Origin of the sequence: uncultured Tateyamaria sp., from assembly GCF_947497045.1 — a bacterium.
GTDB lineage: Bacteria > Pseudomonadota > Alphaproteobacteria > Rhodobacterales > Rhodobacteraceae > Tateyamaria.
This window is the reverse complement of sequence record NZ_CANMEU010000008.1, coordinates 159,956-181,955: the sequence shown is the minus strand read 5'-3', so window position 1 is coordinate 181,955 and position 22,000 is coordinate 159,956. Positions and strand designations below refer to the sequence as shown.

Below are 22,000 nucleotides of genomic sequence, written 5' to 3'. Positions count from 1 at the left end.
TTCTCCCTTAACCGAGTTGAATTGTGGTGTCGTCGACGAAGGTCGCGACGGGCACTGGCAGGTTGCGTGGTGCCGGCCCACGGCGAATACGGCCCGCTGTGTCATAGTGAGACCCGTGGCAGGGACAAAACCAGCCGCCAAAGTCACCAGCATCGCCCAGGGGCACACAGCCAAGGTGCGTACAAACACCCATCATCACCAGCCATTCGCCCGCTTCATCCAGCGTGCGGTTGGCGTCCGAGGCATCCGAGGACGGTGCAATATTGGCGTTGTCCGCAAGCGGGTCAGGCAGTTCGCTCATCTCGACCCCTTGGGCGGCTTCGATTTCTTCGGCCGACCGGCGGCGGATAAACACGGGTTTACCCAACCATTTCACCGTCAACTGCGTGCCAGGCTCAAGGCTGCTAACGTCCACTTGAATGGATGAAAGGGCCAAAACATCGGCGGATGGGTTCATCTGGTTGACCAGCGGCCAAACAGCGGCACCCGCAACGACCGCGCCCGCGCCACCTGTGGCGTAGAACAAAAAGTCGCGGCGGTCGCCTTCGTGGTCTTCTTCTGCGTGGGACACGGGGGGGCTCCTCCAGTTTCACGGCGACCCCGGGGGGTCAAAAAATCAAACGGATCGCGGCCAAAGCACGCCATCTTCACCCGGTTATCTAGCGGGGTGATGTGCCCGCGTCCAGCAAACAAACTGACGCAAGTGGTCGCAGGGGTATTGATTAACCCTTTGATAAGACTCATGGACCCTCGACGGCCCCGTTCACGCCCCGTAAAGCGTACCCTTTGCTTGCCGGATCAGGGTGTCGTGGCTTCCATCGAGGGGCGTTTGGCAAAGGCCTCAAACCATGTGGCCAAAGCAGGACGCCCTTGCCGCCAACCGCGCGCATCATGGCGCAAATCCAGATAACCCAGTGCGCAGGCAACCGAAATCTGGCCCATGTTCAAGGGTCCTGACAGATGGCTCATCCAGCGGGTGTTGAGTGCATCAAGGCCTCGCTCGACCTTTTCCCATTGCGCCTCGATCCAGGCTTGCGATTGCTGCGCCTCGTCGCGCAGACGCACCTCATAGGCCATCGAAACGGCGCTATCCATCAGACCATCGCCTGTTGCCTCAAGTGTCAGCACCTCGAACCGGTCTGTTTTGGTCGGGTACATCCCACCCTGAAACAGATCATCGAGATATGCAGTGATCACCCGACTGTCATACAGGGTCACGCCATCGGGCCGTTCCAGAGCTGGCAGGCGCGCCAATGGATTTGCCGCCTTCAGGGAGGGGTCCGATGCCAGCGCCGTCGTGGTAACCGTCGCAATCTCAACCTCCTCGAATTTGCCCAATTCATGCAGCAAAACGACGACTTTACGGACAAAGGGCGAGGCGGGCGAATGATAGAGTTTCATGGCGATCCTTTGAGTTGCGCCGCCACCCTATGCGCCGCGCATCAACGCTGCAAGCAGCCGCGTTTCGGCTCCCATACCATAGGCATCCACATAGTCCGCTGCCCGCAGGCGGACCTTGTCCGGCTTGTTCTGGTTCAGCTTCCACGTGCCGTCCACGCCTTCGATCTTCATCCGATACGGCACGATCTGGCGCATCATCTTTTCCAGCACATCGGGTGTCATCTTGTCTGTCTTCCAAGGTGTCTTGGGCTGTAGCTGATCCTCAAAATGCTTGGACTGACGGTCAAGTAGATCGCGCAATTCGTCTTGCGGCCGCAGTTCGAGCATGCCCGTCAGATGTACGGCAACATAGTTCCACGTGGGCACCTGATCGGACACCTCGTACCAGTCCGGGCTGATATACCCATCCGGTCCGTTGACCGCGATGCGCGCCGTCAGCGGGGTCTTCAGCGCACGCGCGATCGGGTTGGATCGAACCAGATGCAAATGCAGATACGCGCCATCCTCATCAATCAGGAACGGGATATGCGCCATCAGCGGGCCCGCCTCGGCGTTGACGGCCAGTATCCCAAAGGCGCGCTCGGACGCGTAGGCAAGGTTACGTTGCCCGTCTTGGGTGTGGAAAATCGGATTGGGATGCATCGGCGTGACCCTTCGAAATATGTCGCGTCCCTCTTGCCTATGCTGTTTAGGCTTGGCAACCTCGTGATGTTCTCAGGGCGGGGCGAAATTCCCCACCGGCGGTATGTGGGTCTGACCCATGAGCCCGCGAGCGCCTCGGGCAACCGAGGGTCCAGCAGATCAGGTGAGAGGCCTGAGCCGACGGTCATAGTCCGGATGAAAGAGAACGTGCAGGTGCCGGTCCCGCAAGGGGTCCGTGTGGCTGTGCGCAATCGCCTTGGGTGACGTGTCTGGACCTAAAGGAGATATGTTGTGACACACACCCGCTTCGCATTCGTAAAAGCCCGCTGGCACGCCGATATCGTTGATCGTGCCTATGACGGCTTCACTGAAACGATCCCTCCAACACAAGTTGACACCTTCGACGTGCCCGGCGCGTTCGAGATGCCACTTATGGCCCAAACTCTTGCCCAAACGGGGCGCTATGACGCGGTGATCTGTGCGGCGCTGGTCGTGGACGGAGGAATCTACCGGCACGATTTCGTAGCCGCCGCCGTTGTTGACGGATTGATACAGGTCGGCCTGAATACGGGCGTGCCCGTGCTGTCAGTGTCGCTGACCCCACACCATTTTCAGGAAACCTCGCATCATATGGGCATCTACAGTGACCATTTCGTGACCAAGGGACGGGAAGCCGCCCAAGCCGCCCTTGGCATCGTCGAGGCCCGCAAATCACTGCGCTCAGTGGCCTAGATAGGTCCGCAACGCCTCGGGCGGGTTGGCCATGATATCGGCCACCGCCCGGGGTGCATCGACCCGCCCCTCATCCACGAACAGGACCTGATCCGCAGCACGCTCCGCATCCTCGGGCGCATGGGTGATCATCAACACCGTGGCCCCGGTGTCGCGGGCCACTTCGCTGGTCAGGTCCAGCATCTCGGCGCGCAATGCGGGCCCAAGAGCAGCGAAAGGTTCATCAAGCAAAAGCAATGGCTGATTCTGCACCAACACCCGGGCCAGGGCGGCGCGGCTTTGCTGGCCTCCGGACACATCGCCGGGCTTTCGGTCACCGAAATCGCCAAGGCCCACGCGGCCCAAGGCATGTGCAACCTGTTGTCGCTCATCCGCCGCCAACCGCAACGCAGGCCGCAACCCAAGGCCGATATTCTGTGCCAATGTCAGGTGGGGAAACAGGTTGCCGTCCTGAAACAGCATCGCAATACCACGCATATCCGGGGCGGCATTGGTGATCTCGCGCCCATCCACGACAACACGGCCCGCAACACTTGGCGTGTAGCCACCAATTGCACCCAGCAATGTCGATTTGCCCGCGCCCGACGGGCCAATAACGGCGACACGCTGTCCGGCCTTGATCGTGAAATCCGCGCTTAGTGCGAAGTCGCCCTGCACCACCCGCAATCCGTCAACCTGCAACATGCCGCCGCCCCCACGCATCGCATAACCAAAACATCCCGAAGGCCAAGCCCAACAGGATCAGCGCGGCACCAGACGCCGCATTCGTCTGATAACTGCCCATCAGCCGATACATCTGCAACGGCAAGGTCGCGACCTCTGGGTCGGCAAACAGCGTCACGACGCCCAAGTCCCCCACCGACAGCGCTGCCCCCAACCCGGCAGCAAAGCCGAGCTGCGGGCGAATACGCGGCAAAAGAACGATCCGCCACAGGTCCAGCCCATGCAAACCAAGGCCCGCGCTTAATCGCCCATAGTCGGCAAAGACCTGGCGCATGGCAGGCAGCAGAATCCGCACCGCGAAGGGCAGCGCCATCATCGCATTCACCAAAGCCGTCACAGGCAGCGCAAAGCGCACAGGTGCCGCCCACGGATAAATCAGGATGAACCAGCCGGTCCCGATCATTAGAGGCGACGCAGCGAGGCCAAGCAATGTCAGCGCCTCTGCCCCACCCCATCTGGCCTGTGCAAGCCACGCGGCAATCGGCAGGGCCAGTGCAATCAACAACCCTGCACTGAGGGTCGCGACCCACAGCGATGTCCACGTCGATGACCACACGCTTGATGGCATCTGGCCCAACCCGATCATGCCCGATACGACCACCGCGCCCAAAGGCAACAACAGGAAACCAGCGGCCAGTCCGATCCACATCGCATCAAGCGGCCACAGCCCCCGCGCGTCCCACCGTTGCACAGGTCGGTCGCGCCCTGTCTGCAAGACGATGGGCGGCAAGATCCACAATGCGATCACCGCCGCGCCGCCGGCCACGGTCAGTTGCACAAGGCTGAGTATCGCGGCCCGCCCAAGGTTGAAATCAAAGCGAAACGCTTGGTAAATGGCAAGTTCGAGGGTCGTGGCACGTGGCCCACCACCCAAAGTCAGCGCCACAGCAAAACTGGTGAGGCAGATCACGAACACAAGCGCCAAAGCGCCCGGCACAACCTGACGCAGCACAGGCCATTCGAGCGTGCGAAACACCACAGCCGGTGACAGGCCCAACTGACCGACAAGGCGAAACTGCTCAGCGGGGATCGTTTGCCACCCTTGCAGGATCAGCCGGGTCGCCAGCGGCATATTGAAGAACACATGAGCCATGACCACACCTGTCAGCCCGTAGATCGACAAGGGCGGCAGATCGACCCAGCCAAGACCCTGACTGACCCACCCCGCACGCCCGAACACGGCAAGCAAACCCAGCACCGCCACGATCACCGGCAGGATGAACGGCGCGCCAAGCAGGGTGACCAGCAAGCCACGCCCCGCAAACCGCCGCCGCGCCAGTGCCCGCGCAACGGGTACGGCAAAGGCGACGCTGAACAGGGCCGACAGGGTCGCCTGCCAGACAGTGAACCTCAGCACGGCCCAATCCGCCGCGCCAAAGACCACAGGCCAATCGGCCCGTGACAGTACGGCCACCAGCGCGGCGAGGATCAGTGCAACCACCGTCCCCGCCGCTGTTGGTCCACTTACTGAGCCAGTGCGTCGCGCCATTCGGCCAAGGCTCCGTCCCGGGCAGCGGCGGCATCCTCGGGCGACAGCAGCAACGCCTTGGCAGGAGTGATCAGCGTCTCAAACCCATCGGGCAGTCCACTGGCAGGCGTTACCGCAGGATACATCCAGTTTGTCGTCGGGATGATCGACTGAAACGCATCCGACACCATGAAGGCCATGAACGAATCCGCTAGCTCAGGCTGATCGGAGTTGGCCAGCTTGCCCGCAACCTCGACCTGCATGTAGTGCCCTTCGTCAAAGGGTGCAGCGGCCTTGCCCGCATCCTCTTCGGCGATCAGGTGATAGGCGGGCGAGGTGGTATAGGACAGCACCATGTCCGCCTCACCTTCCAGAAACAGGCCATAGCTTTCGGACCAGCCTTTTGTGACCGTCAGCACATTGTCCGACAGGTCCGACCACATCGCAGGGGCATCATCGCCATAAGCCGCCTTGACCCACATCAGCAAACCCAGACCGGGGGTCGAGGACCGAGGGTCCTGAATTGCAATTTTCAGATCACTGTCGGCCAAGTCGCGAAAATTCGCGGGCACGTCCATGTCTGCGTTGTGCACGAAGGCGAAATAGCCCCAGTCGAAGGGCGCAAACGTGTCATCGCTCCACTCAATCGGCAGGGTGAATTCCGCCGCCACGGAATGGGGCGCAAACAGCCCGGTTTCCTTGGCAGCTGCCGTGAGGTTGGTATCCAGCCCCAGAACCACGTCCGCTTCGGAACGCGCGCCCTCCAGCTTGATCCGCGCCAACAGGGCGGCACCGTCCCCCGCACCGATCAACTGTAGATCACAGGCGCAGGTTTCCTCGAACGCGGCCTCGACCGCAGGACCGGGACCCCAATCGCTGACAAAACTGTCGTAGGTATAGACTTTCAAAACGGGCGTCTCGGCCCAGGCGGCACTGGCACACAGCACAGCCGCAGTCGTCATCAGATACTTCATCGCATCCTCCAATAAAGAAGACGGCGGGAAATCGGTGTTGGGAAAATCCAAACCTTCCCTCCGCCGGTGTTAACCGGTTCAGGTTCAACGGGTTCGCGTCATGCATCTCAGCCGATCAAGGCACCCCGAGGTACAGCCATTGCTAGGGGCGAGTGGCCTGCGGGGCAAGCACAAAACGCCTTGAGCCACCGCAAGTGCGCCGCTAGACGGGTCCGGCAGCAAGGAGCCGCCCATGTCGATCAACAGCTTTGGCCATCTTTTCCGCGTCACCACCTGGGGCGAGAGCCACGGGCCTGCCCTTGGCGCGACGGTCGATGGCTGCCCTCCGGGCGTGGCGGTGGATGCAAAGATGCTCCAGCACTGGCTCGACAAGCGCAAACCGGGGCAGAACAAGTACACTACGCAGCGGCGCGAGGCGGACGAGGTTCGTATCTTGTCGGGGGTGTTTGAAGGGGTCACGACCGGTACACCCGTTCAGTTGATGATTGAAAACACGGATCAGCGCTCAAAGGACTATGGTGACATCGCCGAGAAATTCCGCCCCGGCCATGCCGACATCACCTACTGGCGGAAATACGGAATCCGGGACTATCGCGGTGGCGGGCGATCCTCGGCGCGCGAAACCGCCAGCCGTGTGGCGGCAGGCGGATTGGCCCGAGCCACGCTTGGTAAACTGGCCCCTGATGTACAGATCAACGGCTATATGACCCGCATGGGCGCGCACGAGATTGACCGCGATCAGTTTGACTGGGACCAGATTGGGCAAAACCCGTTCTGGGTCCCGGACGCAAAAGCCGCCGAAACCTGGGCTGACTATCTTGATGGGTTACGCAAATCCGGCTCCAGCGTAGGGGCTGTGATTGAGGTCGTAGCGCGCAACGTGCCTGCGGGCCTCGGCGCGCCTGTCTATGGCAAGCTGGATACCGATCTGGCCGCCGCGATGATGAGCATCAACGCCGTCAAAGGGGTCGAGATTGGAGAGGGCATGTCAGCCGCCATGCTCACAGGCGAATTGAACGCGGACGAGATCACGATGGGGCCAAACGGGCCGGAATACTCCTCCAATCACGCCGGCGGCATCCTTGGCGGGATCAGCACAGGGCAGGACATTGTGGTACGCTTTGCAGTCAAACCGACCTCATCCATCCTGCAAACGCGCAAGACGATTACCAAGTCAGGTGAAAACGCCGAAATCATCACCAAGGGCCGTCACGACCCATGTGTGGGGATCAGAGCCGTGCCCGTGGGCGAGGCGATGATGGCTTGCGTGATCCTCGACCACCTGCTGCTGGATCGCGGTCAGACGGGCGGCGTGCGCGGCCCGATCGGCTAGGCTAGCATCGCCCCAACCGAGCGTACCGCATTGCGCAACATGTCGGGGCCGATACGGGCACGGGCCATCGTGCGCAGCCCCACATATTGGGAAATCAGCATATCGGCCAACTCCCCCCGTGCCGCATCATCAAGTGCGGCATGCTTGGGCGAAGCGCGCAGGGCGTCCTCTATTCCGTCGCGCAGCGTGCCGAGGCTTTTGGACACGACGGTTGCAATCTCATCATCATAATTACTGGGCCCTGCGGCGGCGCTGCACAGCAGACACCCACGCTGATCGCCTTCAGTGACACGTTGGTACGCATTTGTGAACATGGCCATCACGCGGTCCGCACCATCAGGGATCGCAGGGTCGTTCAACATTTTGACACCCTCCAGAACGGCGCTCTCTTCGTAGCGTTCAAGCACTTTCAGGAACAGTGTCTTCTTGTCGGTAAAGGCCTTGTACAGACTACCCCTCGTGAGGCCCATCCCGTCCAGCAGATCAGGCAACGACGCGCCCTCGTACCCATGGGTCCAAAAGACCTGCATGGCTTTCTCAATAGCAACTTCGGGGTCGAATGTTCTGGGGCGGGCCACGTTTGATCTCCATCTGCTCAGGATTCTTATATAACATAGGGAACCGATTAGTCTAGAACTCACAGACTTGTGTATTGTACCATTTGGTCTCTAACTGTAGATGTGGGCGCATCAAGTCAGCACACATTCCAGTCTTCAAGGATCGTCCAGATGTTCAAAACACTCCAAACCATCGTCGCCATCACACTCTTCGCCGTCATCAGCCTGACCGCGCTGACCGCTCAGGCTGACACTGTCGCCTCGGGCAGCTTTGTCGGTGCCTCGGAGCACATCACCACGGGTGGGGTCGAGATCACTGAGAACGCGGATGGCAGCCACACCATCACTCTGGGCGAAGATTTCAGCCTTGATGGCGCACCCGACCCCCGCGTTGGTCTTGGCAAAGACGGCCAGTTCGACAGCGACACAGACGCCGGCAAACTCGCCAACCTGACAGGCAGCCAGTCCTTCATCGTGCCCGTAGGGATCGACATTGCCGACTTCAACGAAGTCTACATCTGGTGCGAAAAATTCAGTGTGCCGCTTGGTGTCGCCACGCTCGGCTAAGGCTTGCCAATACGCCAATAACCCTCCAAAGGTCGGGGGCAATGCAACAGCCCTCAACCCCAAGCAAACCCGGAACCGCCATCGCGCTCAAGCTGATGGCGGTTTTTCTGTTTATGGTCATGGCCGCAATGATCAAGGCCGCCACCCAGAATGTGCCTGCGGGGCAAGCGGTATTCTTCCGCTCGCTTTTCGCAATGCCGATCATCGTGCTCTGGATATGGCAAAGAGGCGAAATTCGCGAGGCGCTGATCCCCAACAACCTGCGTGGTCATATCTGGCGCGGGCTGTTCGGCACATCCGCGATGGCGCTGACATTTGCCGGGCTGGGCCTGTTGCCGCTGCCCGAAGTCACCGCCATCGGCTATGCCACACCCATGTTCACGGTCATTCTGGCGGCGGTAATGCTGGGCGAGCGCGTGCGCCTTTTTCGGATCAGCGCGGTGGCCCTTGGGCTGGTCGGTGTGATGATCGTGATGTGGCCGCGCCTGACTGTTGATACTCTGGGCACCACCGCAAGCATGGGCGCGATCATGGTACTGGTTGCGTCAATGATGCGGGCCTTGGTCCAAATTCACATCCGTACGCTGGTCAAAACCGAGCACACCGCCGCCATCGTCTTCTATTTTTCGCTGACAGCGACGGTCTTGAGCCTGCTGAGCCTGCCTTTTGGCTGGGTGATCCCCGGTGCGCTTGACCTGACACTCTTGATCTGCGCCGGGCTGATTGGCGGGATCGCCCAGATCCTCGTCACCTCCAGCTATCGCTTCGGCGCGGCGTCAATGCTGGCCCCCTTCGATTATTCCTCGCTGATCTTTGCCGCGCTCATCGGGTATGTGATCTTTGCCGAGGTTCCGACATCTGCCACGGTGATCGGTGCATCGCTCGTCGTGCTTGGCGGGGTGCTGATCATCTGGCGCGAGCGGCAATTGGGCATGGACCGGCGCAAGGCGCGTCAGGTGACAGATCCGAAGGGGTAGTAACAACCTCAGCCGCTTTTGGTGCGTCATCAGGTTATGTCGGTCCAAGCATTGCTCGCCCTCTGCTTCATCCCGCAAAACGATGGTTGGATCGCTTGAAGACAACCCCAAGTGACGCGCCGACGATCGACCTCGCATCTGGACCATACCACACCTGACACCCTAATCCTGCGAGGGCGCACCCTGAACCGCAAGCGCACAGGCCAACGTCTGCCGACCCACTCCAAATGGACGAGCTTTGTGCCGATGATTACGTTCTTCGCCGCCGATGTTCCTGCACGAAGCTGGTTCGTGCCCGGATGGGGCAAGTTTTGCCTCGAAGGAGGAGATGCATCGCACAGGCCTAAAGGTCGACAGCGCACCCGACATTACCCAAACCAACGCCCCTTCAAACCAGGCGATGGCACGCCGATGCCTCAACCACCAGCCCATCTGCCCCGAAGCGCAGCGTTTCTGCCGCCAGCACGTCATTCTGATTGCGATAGGTGATCACCAACATCCCGTGCCCATGCAGCACATCCACCACAACGAAGGACAGGCCCGGCTGCGCCTCAAGCGCGCGGCTCCAGTAGTCGCGCAGGGCTGTCTTGCCATGCAACTCGCCCCGGCCCACCAATCGCATCGCCTTGTGCGAGCGAAACACCACATCTTCGCTGTAATGCGCAAGAATGCGGGTCAGGTCATGGGAATTCCACGCCGCCTCCCACTCCTGAGCAAAGGCGTCGAAGTCCATATCAGGCGCGCACCAGCTTCTCGTAGCTTTCCGCAATTTCTCGGGTGATCGAGCCAACTTCGAAGTTGTAATCCGCAATCTCACCGACGGGTGTAACTTCGGCGGCGGTGCCGGTCAGCCAGCACTGTTCGAACCCTTCCAGCTCTTCGGGCATGATGACTCGTTCATGCACCTTGATCTGGCGATCTTCCAACATGCCGATCACCGTTTGACGCGTAAGCCCGTTCAGAAAGACATCTGCTTTGGGCGTGTGAACTTCGCCATCCTTGACGAAAAAGATGTTGGCCCCGGTGCATTCGGCGACATAGCCGCGATAGTCCATGAACAAGGCATCCGAGCAGCCCTTGGCCTCAGCCGCGTGTTTGGAGGTCGTGCAGATCATGTAAAGACCAGCCGCCTTGGCATGAACGGGGATCGTCTCGGGGCTGGGACGCTTCCATTTGGCGATGTCGATCTTGGCACCCTTGAACTTGGCGTCGCCATAGTAGCTGCCCCATTCCCATGCGGCAATCGCCAGATGAACGGGATTGCGGGCGGAGGAGACACCCATATCCTCACCCGCACCGCGCCATGCCACGGCACGCACATAGGCATCGGTCAAACCGTTGGCAGCCAAGACCTGCTGTTTGGCGGCCTCGATCTCGTCCACGGTATAGGGGATCTGGAAGTCCAGCTCACCCGCCGAAAAATGCAGGCGTTCGGAATGTTTGCGGCTCAGGAAAATCTGACCGTTATAGGCGCGCTCGCCCTCGAATACGGAGCTGGCATAGTGCATGGCATGGCTCAGGACGTGGACATTCGCGCTGCGCCAGTCGACCATTTGACCGTCCATCCAAATTTTACCGTCACGATCATCATAGCCAGCCATAGCACCCTCCAATTTGCAATTATTGCGTGAATAAGTCCGATGTGGACATATAGTTGCGCAAAACCTGCGATTCGATAGCCCTTCACCCTTGGAATGTCAACAAGGCTGACTTAAAGTGATCGCAAAACGGACAACGCAAGACGAGGGATACGGATGGCCGATGGACGCATGCCCGCTGCAATCAGCGGCGAGAACCTGTTGTTTCTGACGGACGAACAACTGCGCCAGGGGATCGAGGCGATGTTCTTTGCCTATCGCGGATTCACAGCCGACCCGGACCGCATCCTGTCCAACCTCGCCTATGGTCGGGCGCATCATCGAGCCATCCACTTTATCAACCGCGCGCCGGGAACAACAGTGAACAACCTGCTCAACATCCTTGGTGTCACGAAACAATCGCTGAACCGTGTATTGCGCACGATGATAGAAGACGGGTTGGTCGAAAGCCGTGTAGGAAAGTCTGACAAACGGGAGCGCCATCTATATCTGACGGATGCAGGGCGCGCCCTTGAGGGGCAGTTGTCCGATGCACAACGGGTTCGCATGCGCTCGGCGTTTCGGGATGCAGGACCAGATGCTGTGGCAGGCTTTCGCACGGTACTTGAGGCGATGATGGACACGGAAATGCAACGCACCTACACACGACTGAAGGAGAGCGGCGCATGAGCGATTTTGATGCACATCTGTTGATTGTGGACGACGACGAACGCATTCGTACGTTGCTGCAGAAGTTCCTGATGCGCAATGGGTTTCTGGTCACATCCGCACGCGACGCCGAACATGCCCGGCGTATTCTTGCAGGGCTCGATTTTGATATGATCGTGCTGGATGTGATGATGCCGGGTGAAGACGGGCTGAGCTTGTGCCGATCCTTGCGCGAAACCCACGCGACACCGATTTTGCTGCTGACCGCCAAGGGCGACACCGAGAACCGGATCGAGGGGCTTGAGGCCGGTGCGGACGATTACTTGCCCAAACCTTTTGAACCCAAAGAGCTGTTGTTGCGCATCAATGCGATCCTGCGCCGGGTGCCGGATGTTGCCGCCGAAGAGGCGACGCCGAAGATCCTCACCCTCGGCCCGATCCGTTACGACATGGAGCGTGGCGAGATGTGGCAGGGTCCGGACCTTGTCCGCCTGACCGCAACCGAGATGCAGTTGATGAAGCTATTTTCGGCCCAACCGGGTGAGGCGATCAGCCGTGCCAAGCTGGTCGAAGATCTAGGCCGGGATCGTGGGCAGGCACAGGAACGCGCTGTCGATGTGCAGATCACCCGCCTGCGTCGCAAGATCGAAAGCAATCCCAAACAGCCCCGCTATCTGCAAACCGTGCGCGGTGCAGGCTACATGCTCGCGCCGGATTGAGTGCATGGCGGCCTGAGAATTTGAGTATCCTTGGAACAATGAAAATATGACCACTGCGCTTTTGACCCATGCCGAAGGGTTGGCCCATGTCACGCCGACGGGTATGCCCGAACAGGTGGCGCGGCTGGCCTATGTTCAGCGCACGCTCGAAGATCTTGACCTGCTGCGGGTGGACCCGCCGCTGGCCAATGATGCCTCAATCGTGCTGTGTCATCCGCAATCCTATATCGACTTTGTCCGCTCGAAAATTCCGGCCCACGGCTTTGCCGGGCTTGATCGCGAGACTGATGCGGAAACGTTCCTGTCCCCCACCTCGGAAAACGCGATCTGGCGCGCAGTCGGGGGTACCGTCAAAGCGGTAGACATGGTGCTTGATGACGAAGTGCAGAATGCCTTTGTCGCCATGCGCCCACCCGGCCATCACGCTGAACAGTCCTTGCCCATGGGGTTTTGCATCTTTGGCAATGTCGCCATTGCGGCCAAGCACGCGCTTGAGGTGCACGGTCTGGATCGTGTCGCAGTGGTGGACTTCGACGTTCATCACGGCAACGGCACCCAAGCCTTGTTGCAGGATGATCCCCGCGCGCTGGTCATCACCTCGCAGCAGATCCCGCTTTGGCCGGGCACCGGACAGGCTGAGGATCGCGGCCCGCATCAAACCGTCCTGAACATCCCCCTTGCCCCCGGCACCGACGGCGCGCACGCCATTGCCGCTTACGAGACGCAAGTGATCCCTGCCCTCATGGCGCACAAGCCCGGTCTGATCCTGATCTCTGCCGGGTTCGACGCCCATCAGGACGACCCGCTGGCCCAGTTGAACTGGAGTGTGGACACCTACACCCGCCTTACCGACATGATCACCCAAGCGGCCCAAGCCCTGTGCAAGGGCCGGGTGGTGTCGGTGCTGGAAGGGGGCTATGATCTTGATGCGCTGGCGGCTTGCGCCCGTGCCCATGTCCAATCGCTGATAAAGGCCGCCCTATGACTGACCGCCCCGTAGACAAATTGAGTTTCGAAGAGGCCATGGCCGAGCTGGAAAAAGTACTGGGCCAGCTGGAACGGGGCGATGTGGCACTGGACGATTCCATCAAGCTCTATGAGCGTGGTGCGGCCCTGAAAGCCCGCTGCGAGACCAAGCTGAAAGAGGCCGAGGAGAAGGTGGCCGCCATCACGCTTGATGGCGATGGCAACCCAACCGGGTTGAAACCTGTCAACGACCTTTGACCGGGAATGCTTCGCCAAAAACTGACCGAGGCTGGTACAGCCATTCAGGCGCAATTTGACGCCGTCCTGAATACGCTCGATGATCTGCCCATCGTGCAGGCGATGGCCCATGCGACCAATGGAGGCAAGCGCCTGCGCGGATTCATGGCACTCGAAAGTGCGCGGCTTCATGGGATCGGTCCCGCCGCCGCAATCTGGCCTGCGACCGGGATCGAGGCGCTCCACGCATATTCGCTGGTCCATGACGATCTGCCCTGCATGGACGACGATGATCTGCGGCGCGGTGCCCCCACGGTACATGTGAAATGGGACGAAGCGACCGCAGTGCTGGCCGGGGATGCGTTGCAAACCCTGGCCTTTGAACTGGTATCACATCCCGAGGTCGGCAGCGGCGACGTGCGCGCCGACCTTGCGCTGTCCTTGGCCCGCGCATCCGGCGCGCAAGGCATGGTACTTGGGCAGGCCTTGGATATTGCAGCCGAAACGGCGGACATCCCTCTGACCCTTGATCAGATCACCGCCCTGCAACGTGGCAAGACAGGGGCATTGATTGAATGGTCTGCCACAGCGGGGGCACGCATGGCAGGGGCCGATCTGACCCCGCTGCAAACCTATTCCCGCGCGCTTGGCCTCGCCTTTCAGATTGCGGACGATGTGCTGGATGTGACCAGCGACGCGGCTGCCATGGGCAAAGCCACGGGCAAGGATGCGGATGCAGGCAAAGCCACCTTCGTCTCGCTTCTGGGGCTGGACGAGGCGAAACGCCGCGCAGATGATCTGGTGACTGAGGCCTGCGATGCGCTAGATATATACCAAGCGGACGGCGACATATTGCGGGACACTGCCCGCTTTGTTGTTACCCGCACGAGTTAGAGACACCTTATGACTGATCGCCCCGAAACCCCGCTGCTGGATCTGGTCCAACGCCCTGCCGATCTCAAACACCTGTCGGATGCGCAACTGCGTCAGATCGCGGATGAGGTCCGGGTCGAGACGATTTCTGCGGTCTCTGTCACAGGCGGACACTTGGGCGCGGGCCTTGGTGTGGTTGAGTTGACGGTTGCATTGCACGCCGTGTTTGACACCCCGCGCGACAAGCTGGTCTGGGATGTCGGCCACCAGTGCTATCCCCACAAGATCCTGACCGAACGGCGCGACCGCATCCGCACCCTGCGCATGAAAAACGGGTTGAGCGGGTTCACCAAACGTGCCGAGTCGCCCTATGATCCGTTCGGCGCGGCCCATTCCTCAACCTCGATCAGCGCCGCCTTGGGCTTTGCCGTTGCGCGTGATTTGGGCGGAGTCACCCCCGAGGGCGCAGGCGATGCCATCGCAGTCATTGGTGACGGGTCAATGAGCGCGGGCATGGCCTATGAGGCGATGAACAACGCGGGCCACCTGGGTAAACGCCTGATCGTGATCCTGAACGACAACGAGATGTCGATTGCCCCACCAACTGGCGCGATGTCCTCGTATCTGTCGCGGCTCTATGCCCAGAACCCGTTTCAGGATTTCAAGGCCGCGGCCAAAGGTGCGGTCAGCCTGTTGCCCGAACCTTTCCGTGAAGGGGCCAAGCGCGCCAAGGAGATGCTGAAGGGCATGGCCGTGGGTGGGACCCTGTTTGAAGAGTTGGGGTTCAGCTATCTTGGCCCCATCGACGGGCATGACATGGACCAATTGCTGCCCGTCCTGCGCACCGTCAAAGACCGCGCACGTGGCCCGATCCTGATCCACGTGCTGACCAAAAAAGGCAAAGGCTACGCGCCTGCCGAAACCGCACGGGACAAAGGCCATGCGACTGCCAAATTCGATGTGGTCACAGGGGAACAAAAGAAAGCGGCCAGCAACGCGCCCAGCTACACCAAGGTCTTTGCCGAGCATTTGATGAAGGCGGCACAGGACGACGACAAGATTTGCGCGGTCACAGCCGCCATGCCGGATGGCACGGGCCTGAACCTGTTTGCGGAGCGTTACCCGAGCCGGTGTTTTGATGTCGGCATCGCCGAACAGCACGGGGTTACCTTCTCAGCCGCGCTGGCCGCAGGCGGGATGAAGCCCTTTTGCACGATTTACTCAACCTTCCTGCAACGCGGATACGACCAGGTGGTGCATGACGTGGCGATCCAGCGGTTGCCCGTGCGCTTTGCCATCGACAGGGCCGGGCTGGTCGGTGCGGACGGGGCCACGCATGCAGGTGCCTTCGATATCTCCTACCTGTCCAACTTGCCGGGCTTTGTGGTCATGGCAGCAGCGGATGAGGCGGAGTTGGCCCATATGGTTGCAACCGCAGCAGCGCATGACAACGGGCCCATCGCCTTCCGCTTTCCCCGTGGAGAGGGCACAGGCGTCGACATGCCCGAACGCGGAATCCCGCTTGAAATCGGCAAGGGCCGGATCATCCAAGAGGGCACAGGCGTTGCGCTGTTGTCCTTTGGCACGCGCCTGTCCGAGGTGGAAAAGGCCGCTGAAAGTCTGGCCGCCAAGGGGATCAGGCCCACCATCGCGGATGCCCGCTTTGCCAAGCCGCTTGACCGCAATCTGATCCTTGATCTGGCCGCGCGGCACGACGCGCTGATCACCATCGAAGAGGGGGCCATAGGCGGCTTTGGCAGCCATGTGGCGCAGTTGCTGGCCGAAGAAGGCGTGTTCGACACCGGCCTCAAGTATCGCTCCATGGTGTTGCCCGATATCTTCATCGATCAGGCAGGACCGGCAGACATGTACGCGGTCGCAGGCATGAATGCCGAACATATCGAGGCCAAGGTTCTGAACGTGCTTGGCGTAGCGTCACTCGGCGAAGTGCGCGCCTGAACCTTGCACCGGCGCGACCCTTGGGTCACCCTGGAGCGATGAACATAAATGCGCGCCCTATTGTCACCTACCGCTGGATCGTCTTTTTACTGGCGGCTGGATACTGCCTGCACCAGATATTTCTGGGGTCGTGGTCCGGGGCTGGCGGTCCGTTTCGATACCTGACGATCTGGGCGCTGTTTCTGTCCTTCTATTCAGCCAGTCGCATGGTGGCACTCAGCGAGCATCGGATCACCCGCCGCCACGAGGTCACGGCCATGTGCGCTGCCGTGCTGAACGTGATGGTCGTTTTCCTGTATTGGCGGCTCTATTTCACGGACCCGTCGCTGGTGAATGGCAACGGTCAGATCATCTGGTATCTGGAATATTATCTGCACGGGCTGGGGCCTGTGCTGCAAATCATCGACGCGTTGTTTATCGCCTGCGTATTTCGCCGTGTATGGCGCGCAGCCATCCCCCTGCTGCTGATCATCGGGGCCTATGTGGCATGGGCCGAACTGTTCGTGCAACGCTTCAACGACAAACCGGTCGGGTCCGTGACCAGCGGCTTGCCCTATCCGTTCCTGAACTCGATGGAGTGGGCGGATCGGGTTGGCTTTTATGCGGTGAATGCAGGGACAGCGATGGGTCTGCTGGTTGTCTTCGGGGTGGTGGGCACCGTACTTTACCGCTTTGCCCGCCCTCAGGTTGCGGCCTGAAACAAGACCAGTGCCATCAATATCGACACAGCACCCACCCCGTAGCCAAACAGCACATACAGCCCATCGCGCGTCAGCAATCCAAACGACATGAACGCAACTGCGCTCGCTCCGATGGTGGTCACAAACGGGATCAGCTCAAGAAACGGCCACATCAGCGCCACCGCCATGCAGGCGATCAACGTCACGAACCGCAAGGGGCCGGATGTCAAAATACGCAACCGCACAGCCGAGCGTCGGTCCACCCAGGCCGCTGGTCGGCGCAGAAACGCCACCGCCCGTGCCATGCGATCCGCCCGCACTGTGCGGTTTCGCAGAACACCGGGCAGCCAGAGATGTTTTCGTCCTACAAGCGATTGACTGATGATCAGCAAGATTATGGCGGCCGAGATCGTAGGTACTCCGGGAATGCCCGAAAGAGGTGAAATCAGAACAAGGGCGATGACCAATACGACCGGCATCATCGACCGATCACCGATCTGGTTCAGCACATCCTGCACAGATACCTCAGCACCGTCCGCTGCCATATCCATCTGGTCAAGCAGGCGACCCAGGGTCTGATCTTCAGCCAAGGTCATCGGCCAGCAGGGCGGCAAGCCCTTCTTTGTAGGTTGGATAGCGCAGCGTGATACCCAACTCACCCTTGATCCGATCGTTCCGGACCCGCTTGCTTTCAGCATAGAAACTGCGCGCCATGGGGGTCATGTCCGCAGTCTCAAAGTCCTCTGCGGGTGGCAGAGGGAGGCCAAGAAGGTCCGCCGCGTGCCCGATCACGTCTTGTGGCGGGGCCGGGTCATCATCGCACAGGTTATAGATCGCGCCCGGATTGGGTTGCGTGACGGAGGCGGCAACGATTTGGGCGATATCCTCGACATGAATGCGGGAAAACACCTGGTCCTTTTTGATGATCCGCCGCGCGGTGCCTGACCGCACCTTGGCGAACGGACCCCGTCCGGGGCCATAGATCCCGGCAAGGCGAAAGATGTGCAACGGCAGGCCGGGGATTGCGGCCCACGCGCTTTCGGCCTCTTTGCGCCATTGTCCGCGCCGGGTGCTGGGGGTCAACGCCGTGGTCTCATCAACCCATCCGCCTTGGTGGTCGCCATAAACGCCCGTCGTGGACAAATACCCAACCCATTCAAAACGCGTCGCACCTGCCGCGATCACATCACCCAGCGCACGCAGGACCGGATCGCCATCCGCATCCGGCCCAGCCGAAATCAACAGATGGGTCGCGGACGGGATCACGGCCCGCATATCCTCACCCGGAAAAACCATCGGTGTGATCCCCGTACGGGCCAGCACGTCCGCCTTTTCGGCGCTGCGGGTTGTGCCGATGATCTGCCAGCCTTGGGGCAACAGCAGCGTGGTCAGGGCCTTGGCCGAATATCCGTGGCCGAACGAAAGCAAGGTTTTGGTCATCCCTCATAGGTGGCCTGTGCCGCGTGCCGGGACAAGCCCCTTGCCAAAACGGGCGCGGGTTTGCCTATTGGTGCGATGAGCAATGATCCCGACCTGACCCGCGCCTATGGGCTGAAGACGCCCGAGGACTCCGTCGCCCTCTACCGCGATTGGGCCGATACCTACGATGATGGATTTGCGCAGGCCAACGGGTATGTCCTGCACGCAGCCGTTGCGCGCCATTTTGCGTTGATGGGTGGGTTTGGGCCCGTGCTGGATGTGGGGGCCGGGACCGGTCTGTGCGGTGTCGCGCTGCGTGCGCACGGGATCGAGCCGATTGATGCCACCGACATCTCGCCCGACATGCTTGAGGTCGCGCGCGCCAAAAACATCTACCGCACCCTGTTCATCAGCAACGTCTCAAACGGATTGCAGGCACCCGGCGCACCCTATCAAGGGGCCGTCAGTTCGGGCACATTCACCAACGGGCACGTTGGCCCCGACGGCATTGACGCAATCCTGAGCGTTATGCGCCCTGGCGGCTGGATGGTATTGTCGGTCAATGCCCAGCACTACGGTGCCGCCGGGTTCGAGGCCAAGATGGCCGATCTTGCACCTCGCATCACCAACCTGTCGCAAACCGAGGTCGCAATCTACTCCCCCGACGCAAGCGGACCGCATGCACGCGACATGGCCCTGCTTTTGGCATTCCGCGCAGCCTAGGTATACATCTGCTTTTTGCGCGCCCGCGCCTCTTCGGTCGCCCGGCCTGTCCCATCGTGATAGCTGCCGAACCAGCGATCCCACGGCATTTCGACGGTGCCGTAGTTACATTCAAAGTAACGGTGATGCAGCTGGTGAAAGAACACGCCCATACGTAATTGCGGGCTGTCCTTCACCATCAGCGTTTCGAACCCCGAATGGGAAAACACCGGATGGGTTGACTGCACATAGCCATGAAATATCAGGTGGATCGGGTGCGTCGGTACAATCAGATGGATCAGAAAGTTGGTATAGAACAGCGCATGTTCCACCGGGTGCATTGCAATGCCCGACCATGGGCCGACATTGACGTTGCGATGGTGCAGGCTATGCGCCAGCTTATAGAGCGGCGGCCAGTGCAGTGCCCGGTGGACCCAGTAAAAATGAAAACTGCTCCAGATCGGGACCAGCACGAAGGCGGCCACAAACCAGACCGGATTGTCGGGAAACAACAGCGTCGGCGCATAGCCGTTCGCCATCATCCAGAACACACCGATCTGCGCAAGGCTCCACAGCGTGATGCCGGACGCGATGTGCCAGAACATGTTGTCGAGCACCTGGTTGTTGAAGGTGAAGGACCCATTATTGCGGTTCTGGTCCCGTGGGTCGAACTTGGTTGCGTCGCCCTGCTTTTTCGAGGTGATCAGCCAATAGTGCAACCCACCCGCGATCAGGCATTGCGGCACCAGATTGGCAAGCCATACCCGGACCATCCATTCGGGCGAGAATGTCTGCATCTGTGCCAGATCCGGCAGGATCAGGAAGTAGGCCCCAAGAGCCAGCACAAGGCAAAGGGTCGTCGTCGAAATCTCGAACCAGAAAGCCGCGTACCACCGAAAGATCACCATGGGGCGTGGGGGCCACAGAAACAAAGGGTTTTGCGCAATGGGCGCGGGCGGGCGGTGGTTCCAACGCCCCGCTTCGCGCGCTTCGGCATCAGCTTGCATAATTGGCCCCTTCTTCGTCAAGGATCGCCTTGAGTTCGGCCAGATGCCGTTCGTCCTGTTCGGGATAGTCTTCGATCTCTTGCGCGGTTTTTTCAGCCACATCATCCGGAATGACGCGCAGCGGTTTGCCGGTTTGCAGTGCCAGGATATAGGTCTGGCAGGCCCGCTCGAAATAGAACAGCCGGTTGAACGTGTCCGCCACCGTATCACCCAGCACCATGATGCCATGATTGCCCATCACCATGACCTTTTTCCTGGGGTCATCCATCATGGTCGCGCAGCGCTGGCCCTCTTCTTCGAAAGCAAGCCCGCCATAGTCACTGTCCACGACAACCCGGTTATAGAACATGCAGCCGTTCTGATCGACGGGTGGCAAGGTGCTGTCAGCCAACGCCGCCAACGCCGTCGCATAGGGTGAATGAACGTGCATCGCGCACCGTGCATGGGCGCAATATTTGTGCATCCCGCCGTGCAGACCCCACGCGGTCGGATCGGGTGCATCCGGCCCCTCCATACTGGCCGGGTCATTGGCATCCACCACGATCAGATCGGACGCCTTGATCCGGGAAAAGTGCATCTGGTTGGGGTTCATCAGGAACTTGGTGCCACTATCATTGATCGCGAGCGAAAAGTGGTTGGCGACCGCTTCGTGCATATTCAGCCGTACCGTCCAGCGAAAGGCCGCAGCGAGATCCACGCGCTCCTGCCAGTGATCCATGTTCGGACGAATATCGGTCATTTCCATGCGCGGGCTCCCTTTGCTGGGGCAAGCCTGCATGATGGTCGGGGTTCCGATCAAGTCTGTTTGCGACGTCGGGGTCCTACTTACCAAGCAAAGCGCCGGTTTGGCGGCGCAAACGGCACATCTCTTGTCAGGTTGAGGTGTGGCACACAGCTTCGATATTGTGACCATTCGGGTCCAGCACAAAGGCCGCATAATAGTCGGGGTGATAGTGTGGCCGTAACCCTGGTGGCCCATTGTCTGTGCCACCCGCACGGATCGCTGCGGCGTGAAATTCATCAACGGCAGCACGGCTGGTCGCTTGCAAAGCCACGTGCAGCAACCCGGTCGTCGCCTTTTCCTCGACCAGCCAAAACCACGGACGATCATCGCCGTAGCCCGTCACATTGACCTCACCAGCATGATTCTTGGGGACAGTAAACAACCGCTTGACGCCCAATGGGGCAAACGCGCTGTCATAAAAGGCTGTGGACCGGGCGAAATCCCTTACACCAAAGGTGATGTGGTCGATCATAGCGAGTCCTTCTCGGTCATGCCGCTCATCATAATCTTAGCGCCCACGACCTGATAACGCCCTCGGCCCGACCTAGGCATCCTTGCCCCGTGACGGGACCCAAGCATACCCGTTCTCGCACAGGATATAGGCCTCGCGCAGCCCGTGTGGCTTGTCGGTGGGTTCTTGCAGGATGGTCGCGCCGTGCACCTTGGCCCGCGCCGCTGCCTCTTCGGGGTCGGTATCGTAGAGCCGGATTTCAATCCCACCCCCGCGTGGCGGGTTTTCAGGCAGCAGCCCGAGCAGGGGGTTGGAATGATATGTCCCGTCGCTGTGCAATTGAAACACCTGCCCGCCATAGGACATGATCGCGAAATCGGCAGTCGGTTGATGGGCCGTCATTCCGAAGACCGTTTGCAGAAATGCAACCTCCGCCCCGACATCGCGCACAAGAAGGTTCAGCCCGATACCATGCAATCCCCGTCCGAACCCGTCCGCATCTATTGTGTCGTAATCCATGGTCACACCCTTGCGACCCTATGCAAGGGCGTCAAGACACAAGGGCCATAAGCGCCTGTCAAAC

Annotated in this window: 27 protein-coding genes and 2 riboswitches; of the genes, 12 read left to right on the top strand and 15 right to left on the bottom strand. The window is 60.2% G+C overall.

Annotated elements, in window-relative coordinates:
• Positions 1 to 7 precede the first annotated feature (7 nt).
• From petA to Q0859_RS16035, 3 genes are all read right to left on the bottom strand, one after another.
• Positions 8 to 571, bottom strand: coding sequence for a ubiquinol-cytochrome c reductase iron-sulfur subunit (gene petA / locus Q0859_RS16045; RefSeq protein WP_299152977.1), 564 nt, complete (start codon positions 569 to 571; stop codon positions 8 to 10).
• Positions 572 to 798: 227 nt separating this feature from the next.
• Entirely contained in the window at positions 799 to 1,401 is a 603-nt protein-coding gene (locus Q0859_RS16040) for a glutathione S-transferase (protein WP_299152974.1), read from the bottom strand.
• Positions 1,402 to 1,428: 27 nt separating this feature from the next.
• Positions 1,429 to 2,043 carry an FMN-binding negative transcriptional regulator gene (locus tag Q0859_RS16035; protein ID WP_299152971.1) on the bottom strand — a complete coding sequence of 205 codons (615 nt, stop codon included), beginning with the start codon at positions 2,041 to 2,043 and terminating at the stop codon, positions 1,429 to 1,431.
• A 64-nt stretch (positions 2,044 to 2,107) separates the two neighbouring features.
• Positions 2,108 to 2,254: riboswitch (FMN riboswitch) on the top strand.
• An 80-nt stretch (positions 2,255 to 2,334) separates the two neighbouring features.
• On the opposite strand from Q0859_RS16035, the gene Q0859_RS16030 reads away from it, so the two are divergent.
• On the top strand, positions 2,335 to 2,775 hold the full coding sequence (locus tag Q0859_RS16030) for a 6,7-dimethyl-8-ribityllumazine synthase (RefSeq protein ID WP_299152968.1): 441 nt from the start codon (positions 2,335 to 2,337) through the stop codon (positions 2,773 to 2,775).
• On the opposite strand, the gene Q0859_RS16025 is transcribed toward Q0859_RS16030, so the two are convergent.
• Genes Q0859_RS16025 through thiB form a run of 3 tightly spaced genes read right to left on the bottom strand, consistent with a single transcriptional unit; the run spans position 2,764 to position 5,940 of the window.
• A complete protein-coding gene (locus Q0859_RS16025; protein WP_299152965.1) occupies positions 2,764 to 3,459 on the bottom strand; it encodes an ATP-binding cassette domain-containing protein in 696 nt (231 codons plus the stop codon). The two genes, Q0859_RS16030 and Q0859_RS16025, sit on opposite strands and share 12 nt — an antisense overlap.
• Positions 3,446 to 4,987, bottom strand: a complete 1,542-nt coding sequence (locus Q0859_RS16020; protein ID WP_299152962.1) for a thiamine/thiamine pyrophosphate ABC transporter permease ThiP — start codon at positions 4,985 to 4,987, stop codon at positions 3,446 to 3,448. The genes Q0859_RS16025 and Q0859_RS16020 overlap by 14 nt, the downstream gene beginning before the upstream one ends.
• Positions 4,963 to 5,940 carry a thiamine ABC transporter substrate binding subunit gene (gene thiB, locus Q0859_RS16015; protein WP_299152960.1) on the bottom strand — a complete coding sequence of 326 codons (978 nt, stop codon included), beginning with the start codon at positions 5,938 to 5,940 and terminating at the stop codon, positions 4,963 to 4,965. Before thiB ends, Q0859_RS16020 begins: the two co-directional genes overlap by 25 nt.
• Positions 5,941 to 5,978: 38 nt before the next feature.
• A riboswitch (TPP riboswitch) is annotated at positions 5,979 to 6,078 on the bottom strand.
• A gap of 94 nt (positions 6,079 to 6,172) precedes the next feature.
• Between thiB and aroC the strand changes: the two genes are divergently transcribed.
• Entirely contained in the window at positions 6,173 to 7,273 is a 1,101-nt protein-coding gene (gene aroC, locus Q0859_RS16010; protein ID WP_299152957.1) for a chorismate synthase, read from the top strand.
• On the opposite strand, the gene Q0859_RS16005 is transcribed toward aroC, so the two are convergent.
• Positions 7,270 to 7,851: a TetR/AcrR family transcriptional regulator gene (locus Q0859_RS16005; protein WP_299152955.1), complete on the bottom strand. Its 582-nt coding sequence runs from the start codon at positions 7,849 to 7,851 to the stop codon at positions 7,270 to 7,272. The genes aroC and Q0859_RS16005 overlap by 4 nt on opposite strands.
• 150 nt (positions 7,852 to 8,001) lie before the next feature.
• On the opposite strand from Q0859_RS16005, the gene Q0859_RS16000 reads away from it, so the two are divergent.
• Together Q0859_RS16000 and Q0859_RS15995 are read left to right on the top strand one after the other, a co-directional pair.
• On the top strand, positions 8,002 to 8,397 hold the full coding sequence (locus Q0859_RS16000) for a DM13 domain-containing protein (protein ID WP_299152952.1): 396 nt from the start codon (positions 8,002 to 8,004) through the stop codon (positions 8,395 to 8,397).
• 41 nt (positions 8,398 to 8,438) lie between these two features.
• Positions 8,439 to 9,374, top strand: coding sequence for a DMT family transporter (locus tag Q0859_RS15995; protein WP_299152949.1), 936 nt, complete (start codon positions 8,439 to 8,441; stop codon positions 9,372 to 9,374).
• Positions 9,375 to 9,762: 388 nt separating this feature from the next.
• Here the strand turns inward: Q0859_RS15995 and Q0859_RS15990 are convergent, their stop codons facing one another.
• Both Q0859_RS15990 and Q0859_RS15985 read right to left on the bottom strand, forming a co-directional pair.
• Positions 9,763 to 10,107, bottom strand: a complete 345-nt coding sequence (locus Q0859_RS15990; protein WP_299152947.1) for a nuclear transport factor 2 family protein — start codon at positions 10,105 to 10,107, stop codon at positions 9,763 to 9,765.
• Between the two features lies 1 nt (position 10,108).
• Positions 10,109 to 10,975, bottom strand: coding sequence for a branched-chain amino acid aminotransferase (locus Q0859_RS15985; RefSeq protein WP_299152944.1), 867 nt, complete (start codon positions 10,973 to 10,975; stop codon positions 10,109 to 10,111).
• Between the two features lie 153 nt (positions 10,976 to 11,128).
• On the opposite strand from Q0859_RS15985, the gene Q0859_RS15980 reads away from it, so the two are divergent.
• From Q0859_RS15980 to Q0859_RS15950, 7 genes are read left to right on the top strand one after another with little or no spacing between them, the layout of a single operon-like run.
• Complete coding sequence (locus Q0859_RS15980) at positions 11,129 to 11,641, top strand: MarR family transcriptional regulator (RefSeq protein ID WP_299152941.1); 513 nt, start codon at positions 11,129 to 11,131, stop codon at positions 11,639 to 11,641.
• Positions 11,638 to 12,339, top strand: coding sequence for a response regulator (locus Q0859_RS15975; RefSeq protein ID WP_299152939.1), 702 nt, complete (start codon positions 11,638 to 11,640; stop codon positions 12,337 to 12,339). Before Q0859_RS15980 ends, Q0859_RS15975 begins: the two co-directional genes overlap by 4 nt.
• A 46-nt stretch (positions 12,340 to 12,385) precedes the next feature.
• Positions 12,386 to 13,324, top strand: coding sequence for a histone deacetylase family protein (locus Q0859_RS15970; RefSeq protein WP_299152938.1), 939 nt, complete (start codon positions 12,386 to 12,388; stop codon positions 13,322 to 13,324).
• A complete protein-coding gene (locus tag Q0859_RS15965) occupies positions 13,321 to 13,563 on the top strand; it encodes an exodeoxyribonuclease VII small subunit (RefSeq protein WP_299152935.1) in 243 nt (80 codons plus the stop codon). The genes Q0859_RS15970 and Q0859_RS15965 overlap by 4 nt, the downstream gene beginning before the upstream one ends.
• Positions 13,564 to 13,569: 6 nt before the next feature.
• A complete protein-coding gene (locus tag Q0859_RS15960; RefSeq protein WP_299152932.1) occupies positions 13,570 to 14,436 on the top strand; it encodes a polyprenyl synthetase family protein in 867 nt (288 codons plus the stop codon).
• 9 nt (positions 14,437 to 14,445) lie between these two features.
• Positions 14,446 to 16,374 carry a 1-deoxy-D-xylulose-5-phosphate synthase gene (dxs, locus tag Q0859_RS15955; RefSeq protein ID WP_299152929.1) on the top strand — a complete coding sequence of 643 codons (1,929 nt, stop codon included), beginning with the start codon at positions 14,446 to 14,448 and terminating at the stop codon, positions 16,372 to 16,374.
• Between the two features lie 38 nt (positions 16,375 to 16,412).
• Entirely contained in the window at positions 16,413 to 17,072 is a 660-nt protein-coding gene (locus Q0859_RS15950) for a hypothetical protein (RefSeq protein WP_299152926.1), read from the top strand.
• On the opposite strand, the gene Q0859_RS15945 is transcribed toward Q0859_RS15950, so the two are convergent.
• A complete protein-coding gene (locus tag Q0859_RS15945) occupies positions 17,057 to 17,650 on the bottom strand; it encodes an exopolysaccharide biosynthesis protein (protein WP_299152924.1) in 594 nt (197 codons plus the stop codon). The two genes, Q0859_RS15950 and Q0859_RS15945, sit on opposite strands and share 16 nt — an antisense overlap.
• Positions 17,637 to 18,494 carry an SDR family oxidoreductase gene (locus Q0859_RS15940; RefSeq protein ID WP_299152922.1) on the bottom strand — a complete coding sequence of 286 codons (858 nt, stop codon included), beginning with the start codon at positions 18,492 to 18,494 and terminating at the stop codon, positions 17,637 to 17,639. Before Q0859_RS15940 ends, Q0859_RS15945 begins: the two co-directional genes overlap by 14 nt.
• A 75-nt stretch (positions 18,495 to 18,569) precedes the next feature.
• Here Q0859_RS15940 and Q0859_RS15935 point away from each other — a divergent pair, with 75 nt between their 5' ends.
• Positions 18,570 to 19,196 carry a class I SAM-dependent methyltransferase gene (locus Q0859_RS15935; protein WP_299152919.1) on the top strand — a complete coding sequence of 209 codons (627 nt, stop codon included), beginning with the start codon at positions 18,570 to 18,572 and terminating at the stop codon, positions 19,194 to 19,196.
• Here the strand turns inward: Q0859_RS15935 and Q0859_RS15930 are convergent.
• From Q0859_RS15930 to Q0859_RS15915, 4 genes are all read right to left on the bottom strand, one after another.
• Positions 19,193 to 20,182, bottom strand: coding sequence for a sterol desaturase family protein (locus tag Q0859_RS15930; protein WP_299152918.1), 990 nt, complete (start codon positions 20,180 to 20,182; stop codon positions 19,193 to 19,195). The two genes, Q0859_RS15935 and Q0859_RS15930, sit on opposite strands and share 4 nt — an antisense overlap.
• Complete coding sequence (locus tag Q0859_RS15925) at positions 20,172 to 20,927, bottom strand: class II aldolase and adducin N-terminal domain-containing protein (RefSeq protein WP_299152916.1); 756 nt, start codon at positions 20,925 to 20,927, stop codon at positions 20,172 to 20,174. The genes Q0859_RS15930 and Q0859_RS15925 overlap by 11 nt, the downstream gene beginning before the upstream one ends.
• A gap of 127 nt (positions 20,928 to 21,054) precedes the next feature.
• Positions 21,055 to 21,438, bottom strand: coding sequence for a VOC family protein (locus tag Q0859_RS15920; RefSeq protein WP_299152913.1), 384 nt, complete (start codon positions 21,436 to 21,438; stop codon positions 21,055 to 21,057).
• Positions 21,439 to 21,510: 72 nt separating this feature from the next.
• A complete protein-coding gene (locus tag Q0859_RS15915) occupies positions 21,511 to 21,936 on the bottom strand; it encodes a VOC family protein (RefSeq protein ID WP_299152911.1) in 426 nt (141 codons plus the stop codon).
• Between the last annotated feature and the right edge of the window lie 64 nt (positions 21,937 to 22,000).